Below are 21163 nucleotides of genomic sequence, written 5' to 3' on the forward strand. Positions count from 1 at the left end.
CGTTCTGTGCGTCTTCGACCTGCAGTTCGACGCCGCTCATGCCCTTGGCCTGCGCGATCATGCCGTTGCGCAGCACGGTGAGGAAGTTGTCGTCGAACTTGGCCATCGATACGCCGATCTTGGCGGCAAAAGCCGATGAACTCATCAGCGCCGCGAAGGCGACGCCCAAAAGCAGTTTCTTCATTGTATCTCTCCTCCACTTTTGGTGTCCGGTTGCACCGATTTATCCGGAATCCCCGATCTCCCCGGGGAATCTCTCCCTGATATCGCTTCGCTCCGTGGGCATTCCCTGCTTGGGCTGGAACCCAACCCTCTGTCTGAAACAGACGTTCCGGAACGAAAGAACCAAAATGTACAGTGGGTGAAATATTTATTCCATTCCAGCGGAACGTCAAGGGCGATTCCGCGGCCTGCCGCCGGATTTTCGGATCGCTCTGATGGATTCTATCATTCTGGCGGTTGCTCCCGCCCGGGAAAGCTCAGATATTTTCCGGCAGATAGATGTCGAAGGGCAGGAAGGTCTGGCCAGGCGCGTTGGCCGCGCCGGTTTCGATGGCATGCACCATCCGATCGACCAACTCGCGGCACAGAGCGGCCAGCGGCGTCGAGATCACCATGGTGAGGATGTTGTCGGCGAGTGCCGCGCGCGACTCGGCGTTGATCTCGTTGCAGACCACCACCGGCATATTTACGGGCCTTGCTGCCCGCAGCGCCGAGACCGCGCCTTCCATGCCGCCGCCCGCGACGTAGCAGCCGACAAGATCCGGATAGCGCGCCAGAAGATCGATCATCGCATCATGGGTTACCTGGTTCGCTTCCAGGTTGACCAGCGTTTCCAGCACGCTGAAGTCGGGTGCATGCTCGCGAAAGAAAGAGCGGAAGCCGATCTCGCGCAATTCGTGGCCATGGAAGCGATGGCTGCCGACGAAGAGGGCGACTTTGCCGGGCTGCCGCGCTGCTTTGGCGATCATCCAGGCCGCGGTACGACCGACCTTGCGGTTGTCGAGGCCGACATAGCCCTCGCGGATACCGGCGGCAAAGTCGGACAGCAGCGAGAAGACCGGTTGTCCCCGCGCCTTCAACGCCTCGACGGCCGCCGTCAGGGTCGGGTGGTCCGGGCCGACAACGGCGATGGCCCTCGATTTCGCCGCCAGCTTGCGCATCTGGGCGGCGATCTCGTCGGGGACCAGGGAACTGGCGAAGTCGATGGTTGCGGCGCCGCGGAACCTCTGCGACTGCGACACCGCCAGTTCGAGCTCCGCTGCGAAATCGCCGTAGAAGACATCGTTGCCTCGCAAAAGCAGGAAGCCGAGCCGGTACTCCGGCAGTTCATGGCGCATCCGCTGCTTGATCAGGCCGGCCGCATGGTAGCCGATCTCGGTCGCGGTCTCATAGACGCGCCGCGCGGTCTCCTCGCGCACCGGCAGGCGATTGTTGAGTACGCGGTCCACCGTGGCGACGCTGACGCCGGAGATGCGCGCCAGATCGGATATAGTCGGCCGTTTCGCCATGATCGTCCTCGTTCCACTGCCGAGCATTGATACATCATTCTGATAGGAAATGATAGAAACTATCTTTGTGAGATTGAGTCTATCACGAGCAAACGGTATTTTCAGGCTGGAAGGCATATGGGCAACCGGCATTCGCTTGGACGAGTGCCTTGCCGAGGAGGCAATCATGACCACTGCGCCGTCCCGGCGGGACTACAGCCTGATCGGCCGCGACGCCAAACTCGCCGTGGAAAACGGCCTGTCGGCGGCCGAGTGGTATCACACCGACGTGCCCCGCAAGCAGATGAAGGAGCTGATGCAGCGCTCCGACGGGCCGGCGATCCGCGACACCGCGATCTGGCTCGCCGCGCTCATCGCCAGCGGCGCCGGCGGCGCCTGGTTCTGGGGCAGTTGGTGGTGCGTGCCGTTCTTCTTCGTCTATGGCGTCCTCTACGGTTCATCGACGGATTCCCGCTGGCACGAATGCGGGCACGGCACGGCGTTCCGGACGCAGTGGATGAATGATGCGATCTATCAGATCGCCTGCTTCATGATCATGCGCAATCCGGTGACCTGGCGCTGGAGCCACACGCGCCACCACACCGACACCATCATCGTCGGCCGCGACCCCGAAATCTCGGTCATGCGGCCGCCGGACCTGGTGCGCGCGCTCCTCGGCTTTGTCGGTGTCCTCGACGCCTGGCATGCGATGTCGGACATGCTGCGCAACGCCGCCGGCAACATCAGCGCCGCCGAAAAGACCTTCATTCCCGAGCAGGAACAGGGCAAGGCGATCCGCATCGCCCGCATCTGGACGGCGATCTATGCCGCAACCATCGGCTTGGCGCTCTATTCCGGCTCGTTCCTGCCTTTGATGCTGGTCGGCCTGCCCAGGCTCTATGGCGCCTGGCATCACGTCATGGTCGGTCTGCTGCAGCATGGCGGCCTGGCCGACAATGTCATCGATCACCGGCTGAACAGCCGTACCGTCTACATGAACCCGATCAGCCGCTTCATCTACTGGAACATGAACTATCATGTCGAGCATCACATGTTCCCGATGGTGCCCTACCATGCGCTGCCGAAGCTGCACGAACTGATCAAGCACGATCTGCCGGCGCCGACACCGTCGATCCTGGCCGGCTACCGCGAGATGATCCCGGTCTTCCTGCGCCAGTTGCGCAACGAGGACTATTTCCTCAAGCGTGAACTGCCGCCGACCGCCCGGCCGTACCGCGAGGAATTCCACAGCGATGCCGTCGCCGCCGCAGCGGAATGATCGCGGCGAATCCATTTTTACGGGGAGGACCGAATGAGCGACTGGGTCGAGGCCTGTGCTGCCGACGACATCGATGAAGAGGATGTGATGCGCTTCGATCATGGCGGGCGCACCTTCGCCATCTATCGCAGCCCAGACGACGAATATTTCGCCACGGACGGGCTTTGCACGCATGAGAAGGTACACCTCGCCGACGGTCTGGTGATGGACGACATCATCGAATGCCCCAAGCACAATGGCCGCTTCAACTACAAGACCGGCGCGGCCAGGGGCGCCCCGGTCTGCGTCAACCTGAAAACCTATCCGGTCAAGGTCGACGCCGGCAAAGTCCTCGTTCAGGTCGGATGATGGGGATGGCGCGGGGAATGGTCATCATCGGCGCCGGCGAATGCGGCGGGCGGGCAGCTCTCACGCTGCGCGATCTCGGTTATGAGGGGCCGGTGACGCTGGTCGGCGACGAACCGCATCTGCCCTACGAGCGCCCGCCTCTGTCCAAGGAGGCGATGGCCAGCGATGCGCCCGAAATCAAGGCGATCGCCAGCGACGCGGTGCTGGCCGAGAAGTCGATCCGGCATACCCATTCCGTCCAGGCCGTGGCGATCGATCGTGTGGCGCATAGGGTGCGCCTGTCCAACGGTTCGGTACTGCCATACGACAAGCTCCTGCTGGCCACCGGCTCGGCCCCGCGCAAACTGCCGATGCCGGGCCTTGGCGCGCGCTGCGTGTATCTCAGAACCTTCGCCGATGCGCTGGCCATTCGCGCCCATCTCAGCGCCGGCAACCGTATCACCATTGTCGGCGGCGGCTTCATTGGCCTCGAACTCGCCGCGGCGGCCCGCAAGCTCGGCGCTGCGGTCACCGTCATCGAGGCGCAGCCGCGCATCCTGATGCGCGGCGTGCCGGCCGAGATCGCCGAAATCATCCATCAGGCGCACATCGCCGAAGGCGTCGACATACTGTGCGGCGATGGCATCGCCTCCATCGCCGACGACGGCAAGGAGGTGCGCGTGACGCTCGCCGGCGGGCGCGAAATATCAGCCGACCTCGTCATTATCGGCATCGGCGCAGTGCCGGTGACCGGGCTCGCAGCCGAAGCCGGCCTGACCATCGACAACGGCATTGCGGTCGATGCCGAGCTGCGCAGCAGTGATCCCGACATCTTCGCTGCCGGCGACTGCTGTTCGTTCCCGCTTGCAGTCTACGGCGGCCGCCGTGTGCGGCTCGAAGCCTGGCGCAATGCGCAGGAGCAAGGTGCGCTGGCGGCAAGGAATATGCTCGGCGCCGGCGAGGCGCATGCGGCCGTGCCTTGGTTCTGGTCGGATCAGTATGGTCTCACCTTGCAGATCGCGGGGCTTTCGGACGAAGGCAGCGGCACAGTGCGACGCGATCTCGGTGAAGGCGCCTTCATCCTGTTCCATCTGGATGAGGACGGCAGGCTCGTGGCGGCCAGCGGCATCGGCCCAGGCAATGCGGTCGCCCGCGACATCCGGCTGGCCGAAATGCTGATCGGCAAGCGCGCCAGCCCGGCACCGGAAGCACTGGGATCACAGGCCGTCAAGCTGAAGTCGCTGCTGGCGGCGTGAAACGATCTAGAACAGCGCCTTCAGTTCCGGCAGCTTGTCGTTGACCAGCCAGCCGTAATAATTCTCCTCAGGCAGTTTTTCCGGCTCGCCTGCGGCGCGACGCCTGCCGTTTTCCGCTTTCAGCGCTTCGGCGCGCTGCTCCGGATTGCCGACATTGTAGAGTGTCGCGGTCAGACCCGGATTGCCCGAAATGTCGAAGCCGGCAATGCTCTTATAGGCATCGATCGATTTCCTGATCGTCGCGGCGACATAAGGCAGCGTCAGGTCCGGATCCATGATGGTCTTGTAGACCGAATTGGGATCGCCGACATCGAGCTTCGGCAGGCCCGACACCTTGTGCACGAGATCGCTCATCTGCAGTGCGGTCAGCGGGTTGAGCTGGCCGAGCCCAAAAGTCTGGCCGGCATAATAGGGCTGGAAGAAGGTGGCGCCGAATCGGTCGTCGGGAAAGTCCTCGCCGCCGACGTTCTTGCCGCGAAACGCATGGTTCCACACCTGCTCGCGGCATTCCCAGAGGTCGTAGCTGTCGGACATCCCTGCGCATTTCTTGAATTCCGGTCGCTGCACGAAATCGGTGATGTCCTCGCCGTCATAGGCGAAGGACAGCTTGCTGGAGAGATAGGAGATCGCCTTGACGTAATAGGTCTGCAGCCGGTCATAGGCGTCGACATTGTAGGTGTGTTCGCCGACGATGGCGCCTACGATGTGCATCGGATCGATGCCATAGGCGGCCGCGGCCTTCTTGATCTTGCCGCGCAGCTCGGGGTCGTTCTGCAGCAAGGCATAGACCTTGCGGTATTTCGCCTGGAAGGTGGTGTTGGTCGCCTGCGTGCGCCGGCTCGAGGCGCCGGGAATGTCGGGCTGCTCGGCATTGCGGTTTCCAGGCGGCACCAATGTCGCCGCATCGGCGGCGAACAGCGTCGCCGCCAGCATCAAGCCGAGAATGACTGGCCTGAGAATGATTGGGATGAATTTTTTCATGCGCCGCCGCCTAAAGGTATTGCCGCGCAAACTAGGGTAGTGCTCTGGGTCGAGTCGAGAGCCCCTTCACCCGGCAAGTCGAAAGGTGGCCAGATGGTACCATCTGGCCACACATGATTGTTCTGCCGGCTGCCTGAACCGGCGCCGGATCAACCGGTGCCGTGCTTTAAAGGATGAATCGCGACAAATCTGTGTTTCGCGACAGGTCGCCGACATGCTTTTCCACATAGGCGGCGTCGATCGTGACCGACGTGCCGTTGCGGTCTGGCGCGTCATACGAAATTTCGTCCAGCACCCGCTCCATCACCGTCTGCAGCCGCCGGGCGCCGATGTTCTCGACGCTGTCATTGAGGTCGACGGCAATGCCGGCCAGCGAATCGATGGCGTCGTCGGTGAAGGTCAGGTCGACACCCTCGGTCTTCATCAGCGCGATATATTGCTTGATCAGGCTCGCTTCCGTCTCGGTCAGGATGCGGACGAAATCTTGCTTCTCCAAGGCCCGCAGTTCTACGCGAATCGGCAGGCGGCCCTGCAATTCCGGCAACAGGTCGGATGGCTTCGAGACGTGGAACGCGCCCGAGGCGATGAACAGGATGTGATCCGTCTTCAACGGCCCGTATTTGGTCGCCACCGTGGTGCCCTCGACCAGCGGCAGCAGGTCGCGCTGCACGCCTTCGCGCGAAGGGCCGCCGGAAATGTCGGACCTGGCGGCGATCTTGTCGATTTCGTCGAGGAAGACGATCCCGTCGTTTTCCGCGGCATCGAGCGCCCGGCGCACCACCTCGTCCTGGTCGAGCAGCTTGTCGGACTCGTCGCTGACCAGGAGATCGTAGGACTCCTTTACCGTCGTCTTGCGCAGCTTGGTCTTCTTGCCGCCCATCGCCTTCGACAGCATGTCGTTGATGTTCAGCACGCCGATATTGGCGCCAGGCATGCCGGGAATCTCGAAGCCGGGCATGCCGCCATTGCCGGTGTCGGCCACTTCGATCTCGATTTCCTTGTCGTCCAGTTCGCCGTCGCGCAGCTTCTTGCGGAAAGAGTCGCGCGTCGCCGGGCTGGCGGTCTTGCCGACCAGCGCTTCCAGAACGCGTTCCTCGGCATTGATGTGGGCGCGCGCCTTGACGTCCTCGCGCATCTTTTCGCGGACGAGCCCGATGGCGATCTCGACGAGGTCACGGATGATCTGCTCGACGTCACGGCCGACATAGCCGACCTCGGTGAACTTGGTCGCCTCGACCTTGACGAAGGGCGCGCCGGCAAGGCGCGCCAGGCGGCGCGAGATCTCGGTCTTGCCGACGCCGGTCGGGCCGATCATCAGGATGTTCTTCGGCATCACCTCTTCGCGCATCTGGCCTTCCAGCTGCTGGCGGCGCCAGCGGTTGCGCAAGGCGATGGCCACGGCGCGTTTGGCGTCCTTCTGGCCGATGATGAAGCGGTCGAGTTCCGAAACGATTTCGCGGGGGGAGAATGTGCTCATATCACTAAATTCCACTTTGCCACTGCTTGATGGCCTCGAACGGATGCAGCAGCATGATCACGTTGAGTGTCAGATTGTCCCGGATAAGATAGCCGGTACCCAGTTCGAAGAGGATGGCGAGGCTGACGATCACCCATATAGGTAGCCTTCGCGCCATCACAAATCCCAGCACCATGGCCAGTGTGTCGGACACCGAATTGATGATGCTGTCGCCATAATAGTCGAGCGAGATGGTGCCGGCGCGGTAGCGGTCGATGATGAACGGGCTGTTCTCCAGCAATTCCCAGCCGCCCTCGATGAGGACGGCGAAGGCCAGCCGCAAGCCGATCGGCGAACGCGGAAAGAGGAACCTCGCCAGGGCATAGAACAGGAAGCCGTGGATGATGTGCGAGAAAGTGTACCAGTCGGAAATGTGCTGGGAATTCTCGGAGCTGTTCACCACGCCGTGCCACAGTTTGACATAGCCGCAGGTGCAGATCGGCGGGTGGCCCATCAAATAGAGCGTCACGGCCTGGACGATGATCAGGCCGGCAACGATCAGCAACCCCATCCGCCAGCTGTTTTCGTAGGCCGAGAGCTCTTTGTCCCCGACGGATGCGATCATGCCCTATTGCCCCTCTTCCGCGTCGCCGTCTCGACCATCACAAAGCCCGTCACGCCTTCAGCGGCGGTAGCCGGCGGATCACGGCCGCCGGCAAAGTGGGTTTGACGACAATCCGCCGGATACGCTGCCAGCCAGCCCCGAAAAGAATAATCAGCGCGCCGACAACGACCAGGATCAAGGCAAAAGGCGGGATACCCGTCGAATCGGAGGCTGAATTCACCAGATAATAGATACCCAGCGAGCCGAAGTAAGCCAATGTAGGAACCAGAAGCGAACGGCGGTCTATGGCGAGCGCGACATAGAGGAAGCCGAGGATCAGGACCGCCAGCATGATGGTTGCATTGGCGTCCGGCGCGATATGTCCGAATACGACGTTCTGCCCGGTTGCCATGATAAAGAGCGGATGCACCAGCATAGGCGCCGAGACGACATGCAGCCAGAAGGCGCAATCGGACCAGATCTTGCGTCGATCCCTGTCGTAAATGTCAAAAGCCACACCCGTCGCGAACACGATCAGGCCGCAGACCAGCGGCATGTAGAGTGCCGCGCGGAGCAGTTCGGGAACATCCTCAAGGCGTGGCGGCGCAATCGCGCCCGTTGTCACACTGTCATACAGGATTATCGCCGTTTGCAGGAAGGCAAGCAGTGTGAAGGCGATGGCGATAGCCCCGGCAATGATGGGGACGCGAAAGCGCCAGAAATAGATCGCCGCCGCAATTATTCCTCCGCCCAGGAACAGATATCCGGCCCGGGACGCCGTCTGGCGCAACGCCAATAGCTGCCAGATCGTCTCCGGCTTGCGTATGCCGAAGCTGGCCTCCACTCGTAGCGCCAGAGCGACCAGCATGGCGGCCATGAAAATCAGGGCAAGCACGGACGACGATAATTTCATCCGGTGCTGACGCGTGACAATTTCGGCGAGCCCCCAGGCGAAAACCGCGAGGATGCCAGCGATCCCGAATGTCTGGCCTGGAAGCAAGGTGGTGAGGACAAAGAAGAAGCCGGCGCTAAGCAGAACGGTTCCCACGGTGACGAACAGATCGTTGCCGCCGCCGACCAGCCGCAGGTTTTCCTCGTCACCCTCGTCATCGGCGCGCCCGGCCTCGGGGGCGAGAGCGCCCGCGCGTTCCATGGCCTCCAACTGATCCCGCAGGGTCTGCGAGATCAAACCTTTCGCGACTGCTTTGTCGAGTGTTTCGGCGCTGATCAATCGGGCTCCTGCGGCGCGTCGCGCGCCATCATCAACGCCGGGCCGAACTCCGATGTTCTGATGTCAAAGGCAACAAAGCCAGCCTTTTCATAGGCCCGGATGGCCCGAGCATTGCCCGGGTCGGGGTCGATGATGACGCGCGGCACGCCTTCCTCGAACAGCTGCTCGACGAATTGCCGCACGATCGCCGAGCCGTGGCCGAGGCCGACCAGTTCCGGCGGGCCGATCGACAAATCGATGCCGAGCGTGCCGAACGGCTGGTCGGCATAGGGATGGTCGTCTTCCAGATGCGGGTCGTAGCTCTGCAGATAGGCGATCGGCTGGCCGTCGAACTCGACGATCAGCGGTTCGACGGAAATCGAGTCGATATGATCGCGAATCTCGGCGATTTCCGTCTCGGGGTCGTTCCACCATTCCGCGACATGCGGTTCGGCAAGCCAGCCGGCGATCATCGGCAGGTCTTTTTCCGTCACCGGCCGAAAATCGTAGAGCACGGCCTGCTCAAGCGGCATCGAGCGTTTCGACGACGAAGTTGTTGTTGGTGTAGACGCAGATGTCGGAGGCGATCTGCATCGCCTTGCGGGCGATCTCCTCGGCATCCTTGTCGGAGTCCATCAGCGCCCGCGCCGCGGCCAGCGCGTAATTGCCGCCCGAACCGATGGCCATGACGCCATGTTCGGGTTCGAGCACGTCGCCGGTGCCGGTCAGCGCCAGCGAGACCGACTTGTCGGCCACCAGCATCATCGCCTCCAGCCGGCGCAGATAGCGGTCGGTGCGCCAGTCCTTGGCGAGCTCGACGCAGGCGCGCGTCAGCTGGTCGGGATATTGTTCGAGCTTGGCTTCCAGCCGTTCCAGCAGCGTGAAGGCATCGGCGGTAGCGCCGGCGAAACCGGCGATCACATTGCCCCCCTTGCCGATGCGGCGGACCTTGCGGGCATTGCCCTTCATGATGGTCTGGCCAAGGCTGACCTGGCCGTCGCCGGCGATCACCACCTTGTTGCCCTTGCGCACCGTCACGATGGTCGTGGCGTGCATGGTCAGATTATCAGACATTTATTGGCTCCGATTCGCGCGATCCCAAAAGGCGATTGGCGCGGTACGAGTGATTTTATCGGCCATATGTATGCATGGGACCAATGATTGCAAATCGCCCCTCCGGCAAGGCCGATACCTCTGTCCGAGGCAACTGGCAATCGCCGGATCATGCTGATAGAAGGCTTTCGTTTTCAAGCCGGTGAATGTTCGAAGCTCGTCCGCGGAGCTTTGAAACCCTGAGACAAGGACAAGGTCATGGCGCCCCGTTCCGCCGAAGCCAGCCGCAAGACCAAGGAAACCGACATCTCGGCGTCGGTCCATGTCGACGGTTCGGGCAAATCCGATATCGCCACGGGCGTCGGCTTCTTCGACCATATGCTCGACCAGCTTTCGCGCCATTCGCTGATCGACATGACGGTGAGGGCCAAGGGCGACCTGCACATAGACGACCACCACACGGTCGAGGACACCGGCATCGCGCTCGGCCAGGCCTTGACCAAGGCACTGGGCGAGCGGCGCGGCATCATGCGCTATGCCTCGATCGACCTTGCCATGGACGAGACGCTGACGCGCGCGGCGATCGACGTGTCCGGCCGGCCGTTCCTGGTCTGGAACGTATCTTTCTCGTCGCCCAAGATCGGCACCTTCGACACCGAGCTGGTGCGGGAATTCTTCCAGGCGCTGGCCCAGAATGCCGGCATCACGCTGCATGTCACCAACCATTACGGCGCCAACAACCACCACATCGCCGAGACCTGCTTCAAGGCGGTGGCGCGTGCGCTGCGTGCCGCACTCGAGCCCGACCCGCGCCAGCCGGACGCGGTTCCCTCCACCAAGGGATCGTTGAAGGGATAGGCCATGGCCACCTATGTTGTGATGCAACCGCCCGGCCGCAGCGAGAAGGTCGATGCAACGGCCTTGATCCGCGACGGCTTCACGTGGCTCGGCCTGCTGGTACCGCCGCTATGGCTCGCCTGGCACCGGCTGTGGATCGAGGCCGGACTTGCCTTCGTCGTCATGGGCCTGCTTTCGATGGCAGGGGAAAACCTTGGCCTTGGATTGGCAAGTTCGCTGCTGTCGCTCCTGGTTTCGTTCTATGTCGGCCTGGAAGGGCAGGGGTTGCGCGTCGCGGCCCTTCGCCGGCGCGGCTGGCATGAATGGGGCGTGGTTCAGGCCGGCCGGCTCGACGATGCCGACATCCGCTATGCGCTGGAGGTCGAGGGGCACGCTGAGGAAATCACGCCGCCGCCGCGCATCGTCCCCGATGCCGCCCTGGCGCGCCCGGCGCAGCCGGGCATGGCGCTGGGCCTGACCCACATACCGGGACGGCACTGACATGCGGGTAGCAATCATCGACTACGGCTCGGGCAATCTGCGCTCGGCCACCAAGGCCTTCGAGCGTGCCGCGCGCGAAGCCGGCATATCGGCCGAGATCGACCTGACGGCCGATGCCGACCGGGTGCGCAGCGCCGACCGCATCGTCCTGCCCGGCGTCGGCGCCTATGCCGACTGCGCGGCCGGCCTGCGTGCCGTCGACGGCATGTGGGAGGCGGTCGAGGACGTCGCGATCGCCAAGGGCCGGCCCTTCCTCGGCATCTGCGTCGGCATGCAGCTGATGTCTGAGCGCGGCCTGGAAAAGACCGTCACCCATGGCTTCGGCTGGATATCGGGCGACGTCAAGGAGATCACGCCCACTGATCCCGCGCTGAAAATCCCGCAGATCGGCTGGAACACGATCGAGCTCAGGCGCCAGCACCCGCTGTTTACCGGCATCCCGACCGGGCCAGCCGGGCTGCACGCCTATTTCGTCCATTCCTACCATCTCGACGCGAAAAAGCCGGACGAGGTTGTGGCCGTCGCCGACTATGGTGGTCCGGTGACGGCGACCGTCGCCCGCGACAATCTCGTTGGCACGCAGTTCCATCCCGAGAAGAGCCAGGCGCTCGGCCTGGCGCTGATCACCAATTTCCTGCGCTGGAGGCCCTAGAGCATGAGCAAGAAGGCGCTTGAATCATGATCCTGTTTCCTGCCATCGACCTCAAGGACGGCCAATGCGTGCGCCTGAAGCACGGCGATATGGCGACCGCCACCATCTACAACGATGATCCCGCCGCCCAGGCAAAAGCCTTCGAGGACCAGGGTTTCCAATGGCTGCACGTCGTCGACCTCAACGGCGCCTTCAAGGGCCAGAGCGTCAACAGCGCGGCGGTCGGCGCCATCCTCAAGGCGACGAAGAACCCGGTGCAGCTCGGCGGCGGCATCCGCACGCTGGCCCAGATCGAGGACTGGCTCGACCGGGGGCTGGCCCGCGTCATCCTCGGCACGGTGGCGGTGCGCGATCCCGACCTGGTCAGGCAGGCCTGCAAGGCTTTCCCGGGCAAGGTCGCCGTCGGCATCGACGCGAAGGGCGGCAAGGTGGCCGTCGAGGGCTGGGCCGAGGCGTCGAGCCTCGGCGTCGTCGAACTGGCGAGGAAATTCGAGGGCGCCGGTGTGGCCGCCATCATCTACACCGACATCGATCGCGACGGCGTGCTGACCGGCATCAACTGGGACGCCACCATCGACCTCGCCGAGGCCGTGTCGATCCCGGTCATCGCTTCGGGCGGCCTCGCCTCGATCGCCGACATCGTGCGCATGACGATGCCCGATGCACGGAAGCTCGAAGGCGCAATTTCCGGCCGCGCGCTCTATGACGGCCGCATCGATCCGGCCGAGGCGCTGGCGATCCTGCAGGGCCGGCCCGCGGCGGAGGCGAAATCGTGAAAATCACCCTCATCCTGGCCTCCTATGACAGCGGCCACTATCATGGCGGCATGGGCCAGGGCCCGGACGCGCTGATCGCAGGCGGCCTGGTCGACGCCCTGACCATTGCCGGCCACGAGGTCGCGGTCGCGGATATCGGCAGGGTCGGTGACGACCAGGAACGCGAGATCGCCACCGGTTTCGCCGTCTGCAATGCCGTCTCGGGCGAGGTGCGCATTGCCATCGACAGGGGACGGTTCCCCATCGTGCTCGCCGGAAATTGCCTGACATCGGCCGGTGCGATCGCCGGTGCGGGCGCCGATGCGATCATCTGGGCCGACCAGCATGGCGACCTCAACACGCCCGAGACCTCCGTCTACGGCTTTCTCGACGGCATGGCGCTGGCGACCGTGCTTGGCCTGTGCTGGCGCCCGATGGCAGCGGCCATTCCAGGCTTCAAGCCGATCGATCCCTCGCGCTGCGTGCTTCTCAACGCCCGCGATCTCGATCCGGCCGAGGAAGAGCTCCTCAAGACCTTGCCGGTGGTCCGCACCGAATGTCCAGGCGTGGGGCCGGCAACCGCGAAGCTGAAGGCCGCAGGCGCCAAAAGCGTGCACATGCATCTCGACCTCGACGTGCACGACCCCAAGGAGCTGCAGGCCAACCGCTACGCAATTTCAGGCGGGCCAAGCCCGGAACAATTGCGCGACGCTGCCTGCGCCATGGCCCTTGCCGTTCCGGTCGTCGGCATCACTATTTCCGCCTACGATCCGGCCTTCGACGCGCAGGGCGACGTCCCGCCGCTGGTCGGCGAGCTGCTCAACGATCTCATCGCCACTATAGAGGGCCGCTGATGCTGAAAGCCCGTGTCATCCCATGTCTCGACGTCAAGGACGGCCGCGTTGTCAAGGGCGTCAACTTCGTCGACCTCATCGATGCCGGCGATCCGGTCGAGGCGGCCAAGGCCTATGACGCCGCCGGTGCCGACGAGCTCTGCTTTCTCGACATCACCGCCTCGTCCGACAACCGTGAAACCATCTTCGATGTCATCGCCCGCACCGCCGAGCAGTGCTTCATGCCGCTGACTGTCGGCGGCGGCGTGCGCCAGGTCGCCGACATCAGGAAGCTGCTTCTGGCCGGCGCCGACAAGGTGTCGATCAATACGGCGGCGGTGAAGAACCCGGATTTCGTCGCCGAAGCCGCCGACAAGTTCGGCAACCAGTGCATCGTTGTCGCCATCGACGCCAAGAAAGTGTCCGGTATCGGCGAGGCCGACCGCTGGGAGATCTTCACCCATGGCGGGCGCGAGAAGACCGGCATCGACGCGGTCGAATTCGCGCGTCAAATGGTCGATCGAGGCGCCGGCGAGATCCTGTTGACCTCGATGGACCGCGACGGCACCAAGGCCGGCTACGACATCGCGCTGACACGTGCGATCGCTGATGCGGTGCGCGCGCCGGTCATCGCTTCGGGCGGCGTTGGCACGCTGGATCACCTGGTCGAAGGCATTCGCGACGGCCATGCCGGCGCGGTGCTGGCGGCCTCGATCTTCCATTTCGGCACCTACACGATCGCCCAGGCCAAGGCGCATATGGCCGCCGCGGGGCTGCCGATGCGGCTGGACTCCTCGGGCGATCGGCCCTAGAGGCTGTTCCGGCTAAGAAAAGGGCCCCAGGCGCCATGGCTGAATTTTCGTTCTCCGATCTGGAGACAACCATCAGGGACCGCGCCCATTCCGGCGACCCGGATTCCTGGACAGCGAAACTGTTCGCGCGCGGTATCGACAAGGCCGCCCAGAAACTCGGCGAGGAGGCGGTCGAGACGGTGATTGCCGCCGTCAAGGGCGACAGACAGGGGCTCGTTTCCGAAAGTGCCGATCTTATATATCATTGGCTCGTCGTCCTCGGCCTCTCGGGTGTTCCGCTGAGCGACGTGCTCAAGGAGCTTGAAAGCCGCACCGGGCGTTCGGGCATCGCCGAGAAGGCGTCACGGCCCAAGGGCTGACCGCGAGGGAGGGCAGGAATCTCGATGGATCAGCTCGCGCCAACCGAGAAATATTCCCCCTTTCGCTTCTTCTCGGCCGAGCAATGGTCGCAATTCCGCGCCGACACGCCACTGACGCTGAGCGAGGACGAGTTCCGCCGCCTGCGTTCGCTCAACGATCCGGTCGACCTTGAGGAGGTCAAGCGCATCTATCTGTCGTTGTCGCGGCTTCTGTCCGCCCATGTCGAGGCGAGCCAGCTCTTGTTCCGGCAGCGCCAGGCCTTCTTCAACGCCGTCGACATCGTCAAGACGCCGTTCATCATCGGCATCGCGGGCTCCGTCGCCGTCGGCAAATCGACCACCGCACGCGTGCTGAAGGAGCTTCTGGCGCGCTGGCCGTCGAGCCCCAAGGTCGATCTCATCACCACCGACGGTTTCCTGCTGCCCAATGAGGTGCTGCGCCGCGAGAACCTGATGGAACGCAAGGGCTTTCCCGACAGTTACGACGTCGGCGCGCTGCTGCGTTTCCTCTCGGGCATCAAGTCGGCGCTGCCGGATGTCCGCGCGCCGGTCTATTCCCACCTCACCTATGACGTCATTCCCGGCGAGTTCGTCACCATCGACCGGCCCGACATTCTGATCTTCGAAGGCATCAATGTCCTGCAGCCGGGCAAGTTGCCGCAGGACGGCAAGATCGTGCCCTTCCTGTCCGACTTTTTCGACTTCGCCATCTATATCGATGCCGACGAGAAGCTGATCCACGAATGGTACATCTCGCGCTTCATGCGGCTGCGCGAGACCGCCTTCCGCAATCCGGACTCCTTCTTCCACCGCTACTCGCAGCTTTCGGAGGAAGCGGCGCGCGCCATCGCCGAAGGCCTGTGGTCCAACATCAATCTGAAGAATTTGCGCGAGAACATCCTGCCGACCCGCGCCCGCGCCGACCTCATCCTGCGCAAGGGCGCCGACCATCTGGTCGAGGAAGTGGCGCTGCGCAAACTTTAAAGCAGTTCCAGGAAATGTGGCGGGCCTGTCACCGACAACCCCGCCACACGGCATTCATTTCATCCGCATCGCGGCTCAGCCATTGGCGAACGGCACCGCGACATAGATCTGGCTGCCGTCGCGTTCGACCAAAAGCAGCACCGACTTGCGGCCCGATTTGCTCGCCTGCGCGATCGCCTGCGTGACCTGCCTGGCACTCTTTACCGGAGCCTGGTTGACGGCGACGATGATATCGCCGGGTTGGACGCCGGCGGCGGCCGCCGCCTTGTCGGGATTGACGCTGGCGACCACCGCGCCGCGCTCGTCGTCGGCGAGGTTCAGCTGCTGGCGAATGTCGGGCGTGATGTCCAGCAGGCCGAGGCCGATCGCGGGTGCGCGCGCGCCCTGCTCGGCGTTCGGCGCGCCGGAGTCACCGGCCGATGCCGTCTTCACATCGTCGCTGTTTTGCCCGACGTTGACGGAAATCTGCATGGCCTTGCCCTTGCGCCAGACATCAAGCGTTTCCTTGGCGCCCGGCGAGACGTCCGCGACGGCCCGCGACAGGTCCTTGGGGTCTTTCACGTCCTGGCCGGCGAAGCCGGTGATGACGTCGCCGGTTTCGATGCCGGCCTTGGCCGCCGGCGAGCCGTCATTGACCTGCGAGACCAGTGCGCCGCCTGCATGATCGAGCCCTACGGCGGCAGCCACGTCCGGGGTCACCGGCTGGATCTCGACGCCGAGATAGCCGTATTCGATGTTGCCGCCCTTCATCAGCTTGGCGACCACCTTCTGGGCCTGGTCGGACGGAATGGCGAAGCCGACGCCGACGCTGCCGCCATTGGGCGAATAGATCGCCGTGTTGATGCCGACGACGTTGCCGTTCACATCCACAAGCGGGCCACCGGAATTGCCATGGTTGATCGGCGCGTCGATCTGGATGAAATCGTCGAACGGCCCGCTGTGCAGGTCACGGCCGCGTGCCGAAACGATGCCGGCGGTCACCGTGGTGCCGATGCCGAACGGGTTGCCGATCGCCAGCACCTGGTCGCCGGTCATCAGCTTGTCGGAATCGCCCCATTTGACGGTCGGCAGCGGCTTGTCGGCCTTGATCTTGAGCACCGCAAGGTCGTTCTTGGCGTCGCGGCCGACAAGCTTGGCGGGAAGTTCGGTGCCGTCGTCGAGCGTCACCTTGATCGAAGAGGCGCCGTCGACGACGTGATTGTTGGTGACGATGGTGCCGTCTGTGCCGACGATGAAGCCGGAACCGAGGGCTTCCTGGCGCGGTGCCTGCTGCGGCGGCGTCTTGGGCATTGGGGCGCCCTGATTGCCGAAGAACTGGCGGAAATAGTCGTCGAAAGGCGAACCGCCGTCGAAAGGCGAGGTTTCGCCCATGGTTTCAGCCTGTGCCTTCATGACCGTTGTGACCGTCACTACGGCCGGCTTGGTGGTGGCCACGACCGGCGCGAACGAGCCGTTCGGCGCCTTGATCCCCACGATTGGGGTCTGAGTCGTCGCAACGGCGTTGCTCAGGCCGGCGTTGCCGCCGCTTTGGGCAAACGAGACGACGACAGGGGAGATAATCAGCGCAGCGCCCAGCAGGGCGGCGACGCGATGTCTGCGAAGAATACCAAGAGGTGACATGGTCGTTCTGTCCGGGCGAGGGTTGATCCGGCGCCGCGGGTGGCTCTTGGGAGAAGCGCCCGTCGGCGTGTCGACGGCCGGGCTTGCCTGTCTCGCCGTACATGGCGGTCGGCCGGATCGACACCGAGGTATCTAGGGTGCCGATCGGCCCGAATTAGGGTTTTTGGCCGACCTTACGAAGATTTAATTCAGGGAGCGCTTACGGATTGTCATGCCGATGCAGATAGTCGGTCGCAATCTCGCGCATACGCTTGCCGTCGAAGCTCGGTCCGTGGCCGCCATGGCCGATGCGGATCGGCAGGTCGAGTAGGCGCTGCATGGTGCTGGCATAGGCGGCCCGATCGGAATCCGGCAGCGAGTCGATCAGCGTGTCGTCGTAGATGGCATCGCCGCTGAAGAACAGTCCGTCGGCCTCGTCGAAAAGCGCGATCGAATCCGGCGAATGCCCGGGCAGGTGCAGCACGCGGAATTGCCGGTCGCCGAGATCGACCACGTCGCCCTCGTCAAGCGTCCGCGTCAGCGGTGCCGAGGGGATCTTGTAGTCGGCGGCCTTCCAGCCTGGCGCCGGCAATTTCGACACGGCGCCTTCGAGATCATGGAACATGTAGGCATAGGTCGCCGCCTCATCCATGCTCTCGAACTGCGCGGCGCTCATCCTCGGCCCGGCCCGCCACGGAAATTCATGCAGCGAGCCGACATGGTCGAGATGGATGTGGGTGGCGACGACCAGCAGCGGCTTGCCCTGCGGCGTCTCGATCTGCGGCGCCAGCGGGCAGATACCCATGCCGGTGTCGACCAGGAGGTCGGCGTCGCGGCCTCGCAGATGCCAGATGTTGGCGCGCACGTAGTCATGCACGAACGGCTCGGTCAGCATCGTCGTCCTGTCGTCGACAATGCTCTTGCTGAACCACTCCATTAAACGAAAGGCTTCCCGACCTTGTACTTTTCCGGCACCAGCCGCTTGAGATAGGCCATGCCGGCCTCGGACAACTGGTTGACGTCGGGCTTCATGAAATCGTCAGGCATGTGACGGGTCTTGCCGGCGACGTTCTTCAGCGGCACCTTCTTCAGAACGGTCTTTGCGCCGTCATATTGCAGCGCCACGGAGCCGCCGCCCTGTTCGGCGACGGACACGGCGAAGGCGCCGGCATCGAACGCCTCTTGTGCGTCGACGGCGCTGATGGCGCCGACGTAGCCGCGCGGCATATAGCCGAGCGCGTCGACGCGGGCCCGCTTGCCCGGCAGGCCTTCGGCCAATGCGCGCTCGAGGGCTGCCGGCAGGTCACTGCCCGACAATTTGACGTTGCCATGCGCGTCGCGCTCGAGCTTGTCCGGCGGTACCAGGCTTTCGACCAGCGCCTTGCCGTCGGCGGTGCTCACCCCTTCCGACACGGCGACGATGCAGCGCTTGTGGCGGTCGAGCGTGGCGCGCACATCATCGATGAAGCCCGCGGCCGAGAATGGCCGCTCCGGCACGTACACCAGATGCGGGCCGCTGTCGGGATCGAGCTGCCAGGCGGCCGCCGCTGCGGTGAGAAAACCGGCATGCCGGCCCATGACGATGCCGACATAGATGCCGGGCAACGCGCGGAAATCGAGATCGACCGAGAGGAAGGCGCCGGCAACGAACTCGGCCGCCGAGATGAATCCCGGCGTATGGTCGTTCTCCTCCAGATCATTGTCGATGGTCTTCGGCGCATGGACGAAAGCGATCGAGCCGCCGGCGGCGTCGGTCAGGATCTGCTGTGTGCCCGACGTGTCGTTGCCGCCGATATAGATGAAGGCGTCGGCGCCGGCCTTCTTCAGGCCGTTGAGGATGACGTCGCAATAGGCCGCATCCGGTTTGTCGCGCGTCGAGCCGAGTGCCGCGCTTGGCGTTCCGGCGATCAGCCGCAGCCGATCCTCGGGGATGGCCGAAAGGTCGACATAATTGCCGTCGCGAATGCCGCGCACGCCATGGATGGAGCCCAGGACCTTGGCGCCCGGATGCCGCTTGCGGATCTCCAGCGTGGCGCCGACCACCGTCTGATTGATGACGGCGGTCGGGCCGCCGCCTTGCGCGATGACAAAAGTTCCGGCCATTCCTGACGTCTCCCGAGCGATGGTTTTCAAGGCACCTTGGCCTGTCTTGCCGCATCACGCAACGGGAGAGTCGCGAGCATGATCCCGAAAAGTGGAAACGGGTTTTCGGCAAAAGTTCATGCTCGAACAGGAAGATGGAAGCGGCAGCGTAGGCCGCCCAAACAATCAGATGACGACGACCGGGTTTTTCTTCGAAACGCGGCTGTAGAGGTCGATGATGTCCTGGTTGATCAGGCGCACGCAGCCCGACGACATTGCCTGGCCGATGCTCCACCATTCGGGCGAGCCGTGGATGCGGTAGCCGGTGTCCCTGCCGTCCTGGTAGATGTAGAGCGCGCGCGCGCCGAGCGGATTGGTGAGGCCGCCGGGCTGGCCGCCCTGCCACTTCACCAGTTCGGGCTTGCGCTGGATCATCTCCGGCGGCGGCGTCCACGTCGGCCATTCCCGGCCATACTGGATGTTGGCGCGGCCGGACCAGCGGAAGCCGTCCTTGCCGATGCCGACGCCGTAGCGGATGGCGTCGCCGCCCGGCTGGACGAGATAGAGCATGCGCTCCTTGAGATGGACGACGATGGTTCCGGGCGCCTCGCCGGTCGTGTCGACGACAATCTGGCGGCGGAATTCCGGCTTGACCTTGAGATAAGGCACTTCAGGCACGTTGAAACCATTGTCCGTCAAAGAGGCGTACATCAGGTCGGGGCTGGTGATGTTCCTGTCGACGCTGATTGCCGGCCGCATCGGCGGTACGGAACCGGTGACCGTATTGTCGAGTTCGAGCGCCGGCATGCCACCGCCGGAAGTCGAGCAGCCGGCCGCACCGAGCAGCGCGAGCGCGCCTGCCCCGGACAGGAGGGCGCGGCGGGAAAGATGACGATCGGTTTCGATTGCGTCGCCGTTTCGTGGCGGCGTCGGACCTTGCGGCAACTCACGCATATACCCAAACCCTACGCTGTCGGCGGGAAGCACGGTCCGGCCGGATAGCGGGCATTTTCCTCATTCATGGTTGATAAAGCGTGAATGCCTTGCTCTGCCTGCATTTGCGCCTGGCATGGCGGCATCGGGCCGTCCCGAATGAACTGGCAATCGGGCGTTCCGACCGAGGTCGGGTCATAATCCCGGCGCCGGCCTTTCCTACGCATCAGGCGGTCAGCGAGGGGCCTGCATGTGCAAGACGCTAAAAACCGACATCACGCTTGTTGCCGCTGCCATTGTCGCGGCCGCCTTGGTTCTCGGTGCCGATGTCAGCCTGGCCGATATCGTGAGCACGCTGGGCGGCGCGAACTGACGCCGACCTGCCTTTGGCGCAATTGATAGCACGGCAATTCCAGGGAAAGTGCGTGGCGGTCTTCCGCCCGAATGTTCGTAAAAACAAAAATCAGGCCTCTTTACATTGCCCCTAGGCTGAGGATTTATCCTTCTCCTTAACCCAAGGGAGACAGACATGTCCTTCGAGAACTGGGCCGCTTTCGCCGCCGCGTCGACCATCCTGCTCATCATTCCGGGTCCGACCATCCTGCTGGTCGTGTCCTATGCGCTGGGCCAGGGCTGGCGCACCGCTTTGCCGATGGCGGTTGGCGTGGCGCTCGGCGATTTCACCGCCATGACCTTGTCGATGCTCGGCATCGGCGCGCTGCTCGCCGCTTCGGCAACCGTCTTCACCATGCTGAAGCTGATCGGCGCCGGCTATCTGATCTATCTCGGCGTGAAACTGTTCCGCGCCGGCGGCGCGCTGAAAGCCGAGCCGCGCACCGACGCGGTGTCTTCGGCCAAGATGATGGCGCATGCCTGGCTGGTCACCGCGCTCAACCCGAAAAGCATCACTTTCTTCGTCGCCTTCCTGCCGCAGTTCCTCGACCGGCACGCCGATTTCTGGACGCAGATGCTGATCTTCGAGACGACTTTCCTGGCGCTCGCCTTCGCCAATGCCTTCGGCTATGCGCTGATTGCGGCCCGCGCCCGAAACGTCGTGCGCAATCCCAAGGCGATCCGCATCTTCAACCGCACCGGCGGCACGCTGCTGGTCGGCGCCGGCATCGCCACGGTGGCGATGCGTTCGGGTAATTGATGTCCCG

At 63.7% G+C, this 21163-nt stretch carries 24 protein-coding genes and 1 pseudogene; 13 read left to right on the forward strand and 12 right to left on the reverse strand.

Annotated features, from left to right (window positions below; translation table 11 throughout):
* A pseudogene (locus tag CK228_RS23180) lies at window positions 1-184 on the reverse strand (rhizopine-binding protein); the annotation flags it as partial.
* A gap of 295 nt (window positions 185-479) precedes the next feature.
* Window positions 480-1511, reverse strand: coding sequence for a LacI family DNA-binding transcriptional regulator (locus CK228_RS23185; RefSeq protein WP_095789480.1), 1032 nt, complete (start codon window positions 1509-1511; stop codon window positions 480-482).
* Between the two features lie 166 nt (window positions 1512-1677).
* On the opposite strand from CK228_RS23185, the gene CK228_RS23190 reads away from it, so the two are divergent.
* From CK228_RS23190 to CK228_RS23200, 3 genes are read left to right on the forward strand one after another with little or no spacing between them, the layout of a single operon-like run.
* Window positions 1678-2769, forward strand: coding sequence for a fatty acid desaturase family protein (locus CK228_RS23190; RefSeq protein ID WP_095789481.1), 1092 nt, complete (start codon window positions 1678-1680; stop codon window positions 2767-2769).
* Between the two features lie 33 nt (window positions 2770-2802).
* Complete coding sequence (locus CK228_RS23195; protein WP_095771483.1) at window positions 2803-3117, forward strand: MocE family 2Fe-2S type ferredoxin; 315 nt, start codon at window positions 2803-2805, stop codon at window positions 3115-3117.
* Window positions 3114-4352: an FAD-dependent oxidoreductase gene (locus tag CK228_RS23200; protein WP_179296020.1), complete on the forward strand. Its 1239-nt coding sequence runs from the start codon at window positions 3114-3116 to the stop codon at window positions 4350-4352. Before CK228_RS23195 ends, CK228_RS23200 begins: the two co-directional genes overlap by 4 nt.
* Before the next feature lie 6 nt (window positions 4353-4358).
* Here CK228_RS23200 and CK228_RS23205 read toward each other — a convergent pair whose 3' ends face one another.
* The 6 genes from CK228_RS23205 to hslV form a co-directional block, all read right to left on the reverse strand.
* Window positions 4359-5285, reverse strand: coding sequence for a DUF1402 family protein (locus tag CK228_RS23205; RefSeq protein ID WP_245438101.1), 927 nt, complete (start codon window positions 5283-5285; stop codon window positions 4359-4361).
* 214 nt (window positions 5286-5499) lie between these two features.
* Window positions 5500-6810, reverse strand: coding sequence for an ATP-dependent protease ATPase subunit HslU (gene hslU / locus CK228_RS23210; RefSeq protein WP_095771485.1), 1311 nt, complete (start codon window positions 6808-6810; stop codon window positions 5500-5502).
* A 4-nt stretch (window positions 6811-6814) separates the two neighbouring features.
* Entirely contained in the window at window positions 6815-7414 is a 600-nt protein-coding gene (locus CK228_RS23215; protein WP_095771486.1) for a DUF2585 domain-containing protein, read from the reverse strand.
* 49 nt (window positions 7415-7463) lie between these two features.
* Entirely contained in the window at window positions 7464-8624 is a 1161-nt protein-coding gene (locus tag CK228_RS23220; protein ID WP_179296021.1) for a hypothetical protein, read from the reverse strand.
* Window positions 8621-9136, reverse strand: a complete 516-nt coding sequence (locus tag CK228_RS23225) for a GNAT family N-acetyltransferase (RefSeq protein ID WP_095789381.1) — start codon at window positions 9134-9136, stop codon at window positions 8621-8623. The genes CK228_RS23220 and CK228_RS23225 overlap by 4 nt, the downstream gene beginning before the upstream one ends.
* The gene (hslV, locus tag CK228_RS23230) at window positions 9126-9677 is read right to left on the reverse strand and encodes an ATP-dependent protease subunit HslV (RefSeq protein ID WP_095771488.1); all 552 of its coding nucleotides are present in this window, start codon (window positions 9675-9677) and stop codon (window positions 9126-9128) included. Before hslV ends, CK228_RS23225 begins: the two co-directional genes overlap by 11 nt.
* A 237-nt stretch (window positions 9678-9914) precedes the next feature.
* Here hslV and hisB point away from each other — a divergent pair, with 237 nt between their 5' ends.
* The 8 genes from hisB to coaA are packed head-to-tail and all read left to right on the forward strand — an operon-like array spanning window position 9915 to window position 15389.
* Entirely contained in the window at window positions 9915-10514 is a 600-nt protein-coding gene (gene hisB, locus CK228_RS23235; protein ID WP_095789382.1) for an imidazoleglycerol-phosphate dehydratase HisB, read from the forward strand.
* Between the two features lie 3 nt (window positions 10515-10517).
* Window positions 10518-10994, forward strand: coding sequence for a DUF2628 domain-containing protein (locus tag CK228_RS23240; RefSeq protein WP_095789383.1), 477 nt, complete (start codon window positions 10518-10520; stop codon window positions 10992-10994).
* A gap of 1 nt (window position 10995) precedes the next feature.
* Entirely contained in the window at window positions 10996-11646 is a 651-nt protein-coding gene (gene hisH, locus CK228_RS23245; protein ID WP_095789384.1) for an imidazole glycerol phosphate synthase subunit HisH, read from the forward strand.
* A gap of 26 nt (window positions 11647-11672) precedes the next feature.
* On the forward strand, window positions 11673-12422 hold the full coding sequence (gene hisA, locus CK228_RS23250) for a 1-(5-phosphoribosyl)-5-[(5-phosphoribosylamino)methylideneamino]imidazole-4-carboxamide isomerase (RefSeq protein ID WP_095789385.1): 750 nt from the start codon (window positions 11673-11675) through the stop codon (window positions 12420-12422).
* Window positions 12419-13255, forward strand: coding sequence for an arginase family protein (locus tag CK228_RS23255; RefSeq protein ID WP_095789386.1), 837 nt, complete (start codon window positions 12419-12421; stop codon window positions 13253-13255). Before hisA ends, CK228_RS23255 begins: the two co-directional genes overlap by 4 nt.
* The gene (hisF, locus tag CK228_RS23260; protein ID WP_179296026.1) at window positions 13252-14046 is read left to right on the forward strand and encodes an imidazole glycerol phosphate synthase subunit HisF; all 795 of its coding nucleotides are present in this window, start codon (window positions 13252-13254) and stop codon (window positions 14044-14046) included. Before CK228_RS23255 ends, hisF begins: the two co-directional genes overlap by 4 nt.
* 35 nt (window positions 14047-14081) lie before the next feature.
* Window positions 14082-14405, forward strand: coding sequence for a phosphoribosyl-ATP diphosphatase (locus tag CK228_RS23265; protein WP_095771495.1), 324 nt, complete (start codon window positions 14082-14084; stop codon window positions 14403-14405).
* A gap of 24 nt (window positions 14406-14429) precedes the next feature.
* Complete coding sequence (gene coaA / locus CK228_RS23270) at window positions 14430-15389, forward strand: type I pantothenate kinase (protein ID WP_095771496.1); 960 nt, start codon at window positions 14430-14432, stop codon at window positions 15387-15389.
* Window positions 15390-15464: 75 nt separating this feature from the next.
* Here the strand turns inward: coaA and CK228_RS23275 are convergent, their stop codons facing one another.
* From CK228_RS23275 to CK228_RS23290, 4 genes are all read right to left on the reverse strand, one after another.
* Window positions 15465-17009: a DegQ family serine endoprotease gene (locus tag CK228_RS23275; protein ID WP_095789387.1), complete on the reverse strand. Its 1545-nt coding sequence runs from the start codon at window positions 17007-17009 to the stop codon at window positions 15465-15467.
* 199 nt (window positions 17010-17208) lie between these two features.
* Window positions 17209-17925 (reverse strand): MBL fold metallo-hydrolase, encoded by a 717-nt coding sequence (locus tag CK228_RS23280; RefSeq protein WP_095789388.1) that lies wholly within the window; start codon window positions 17923-17925, stop codon window positions 17209-17211.
* Window positions 17925-19091 carry a diphosphate--fructose-6-phosphate 1-phosphotransferase gene (locus CK228_RS23285; protein ID WP_095789389.1) on the reverse strand — a complete coding sequence of 389 codons (1167 nt, stop codon included), beginning with the start codon at window positions 19089-19091 and terminating at the stop codon, window positions 17925-17927. The genes CK228_RS23280 and CK228_RS23285 overlap by 1 nt, the downstream gene beginning before the upstream one ends.
* Before the next feature lie 165 nt (window positions 19092-19256).
* Entirely contained in the window at window positions 19257-20024 is a 768-nt protein-coding gene (locus CK228_RS23290; protein ID WP_095789390.1) for a L,D-transpeptidase, read from the reverse strand.
* Window positions 20025-20253: 229 nt separating this feature from the next.
* Here CK228_RS23290 and CK228_RS36345 point away from each other — a divergent pair, with 229 nt between their 5' ends.
* Both CK228_RS36345 and CK228_RS23300 read left to right on the forward strand, forming a co-directional pair.
* Window positions 20254-20376, forward strand: coding sequence for a hypothetical protein (locus CK228_RS36345; RefSeq protein ID WP_095771501.1), 123 nt, complete (start codon window positions 20254-20256; stop codon window positions 20374-20376).
* Window positions 20377-20532: 156 nt separating this feature from the next.
* On the forward strand, window positions 20533-21156 hold the full coding sequence (locus tag CK228_RS23300) for a LysE family translocator (protein ID WP_095771502.1): 624 nt from the start codon (window positions 20533-20535) through the stop codon (window positions 21154-21156).
* Window positions 21157-21163 lie beyond the last annotated feature (7 nt).

The organism is Mesorhizobium sp. WSM4312 (genome assembly GCF_002294875.1).
In the GTDB taxonomy this organism is placed as follows: Bacteria; Pseudomonadota; Alphaproteobacteria; order Rhizobiales; family Rhizobiaceae; genus Mesorhizobium.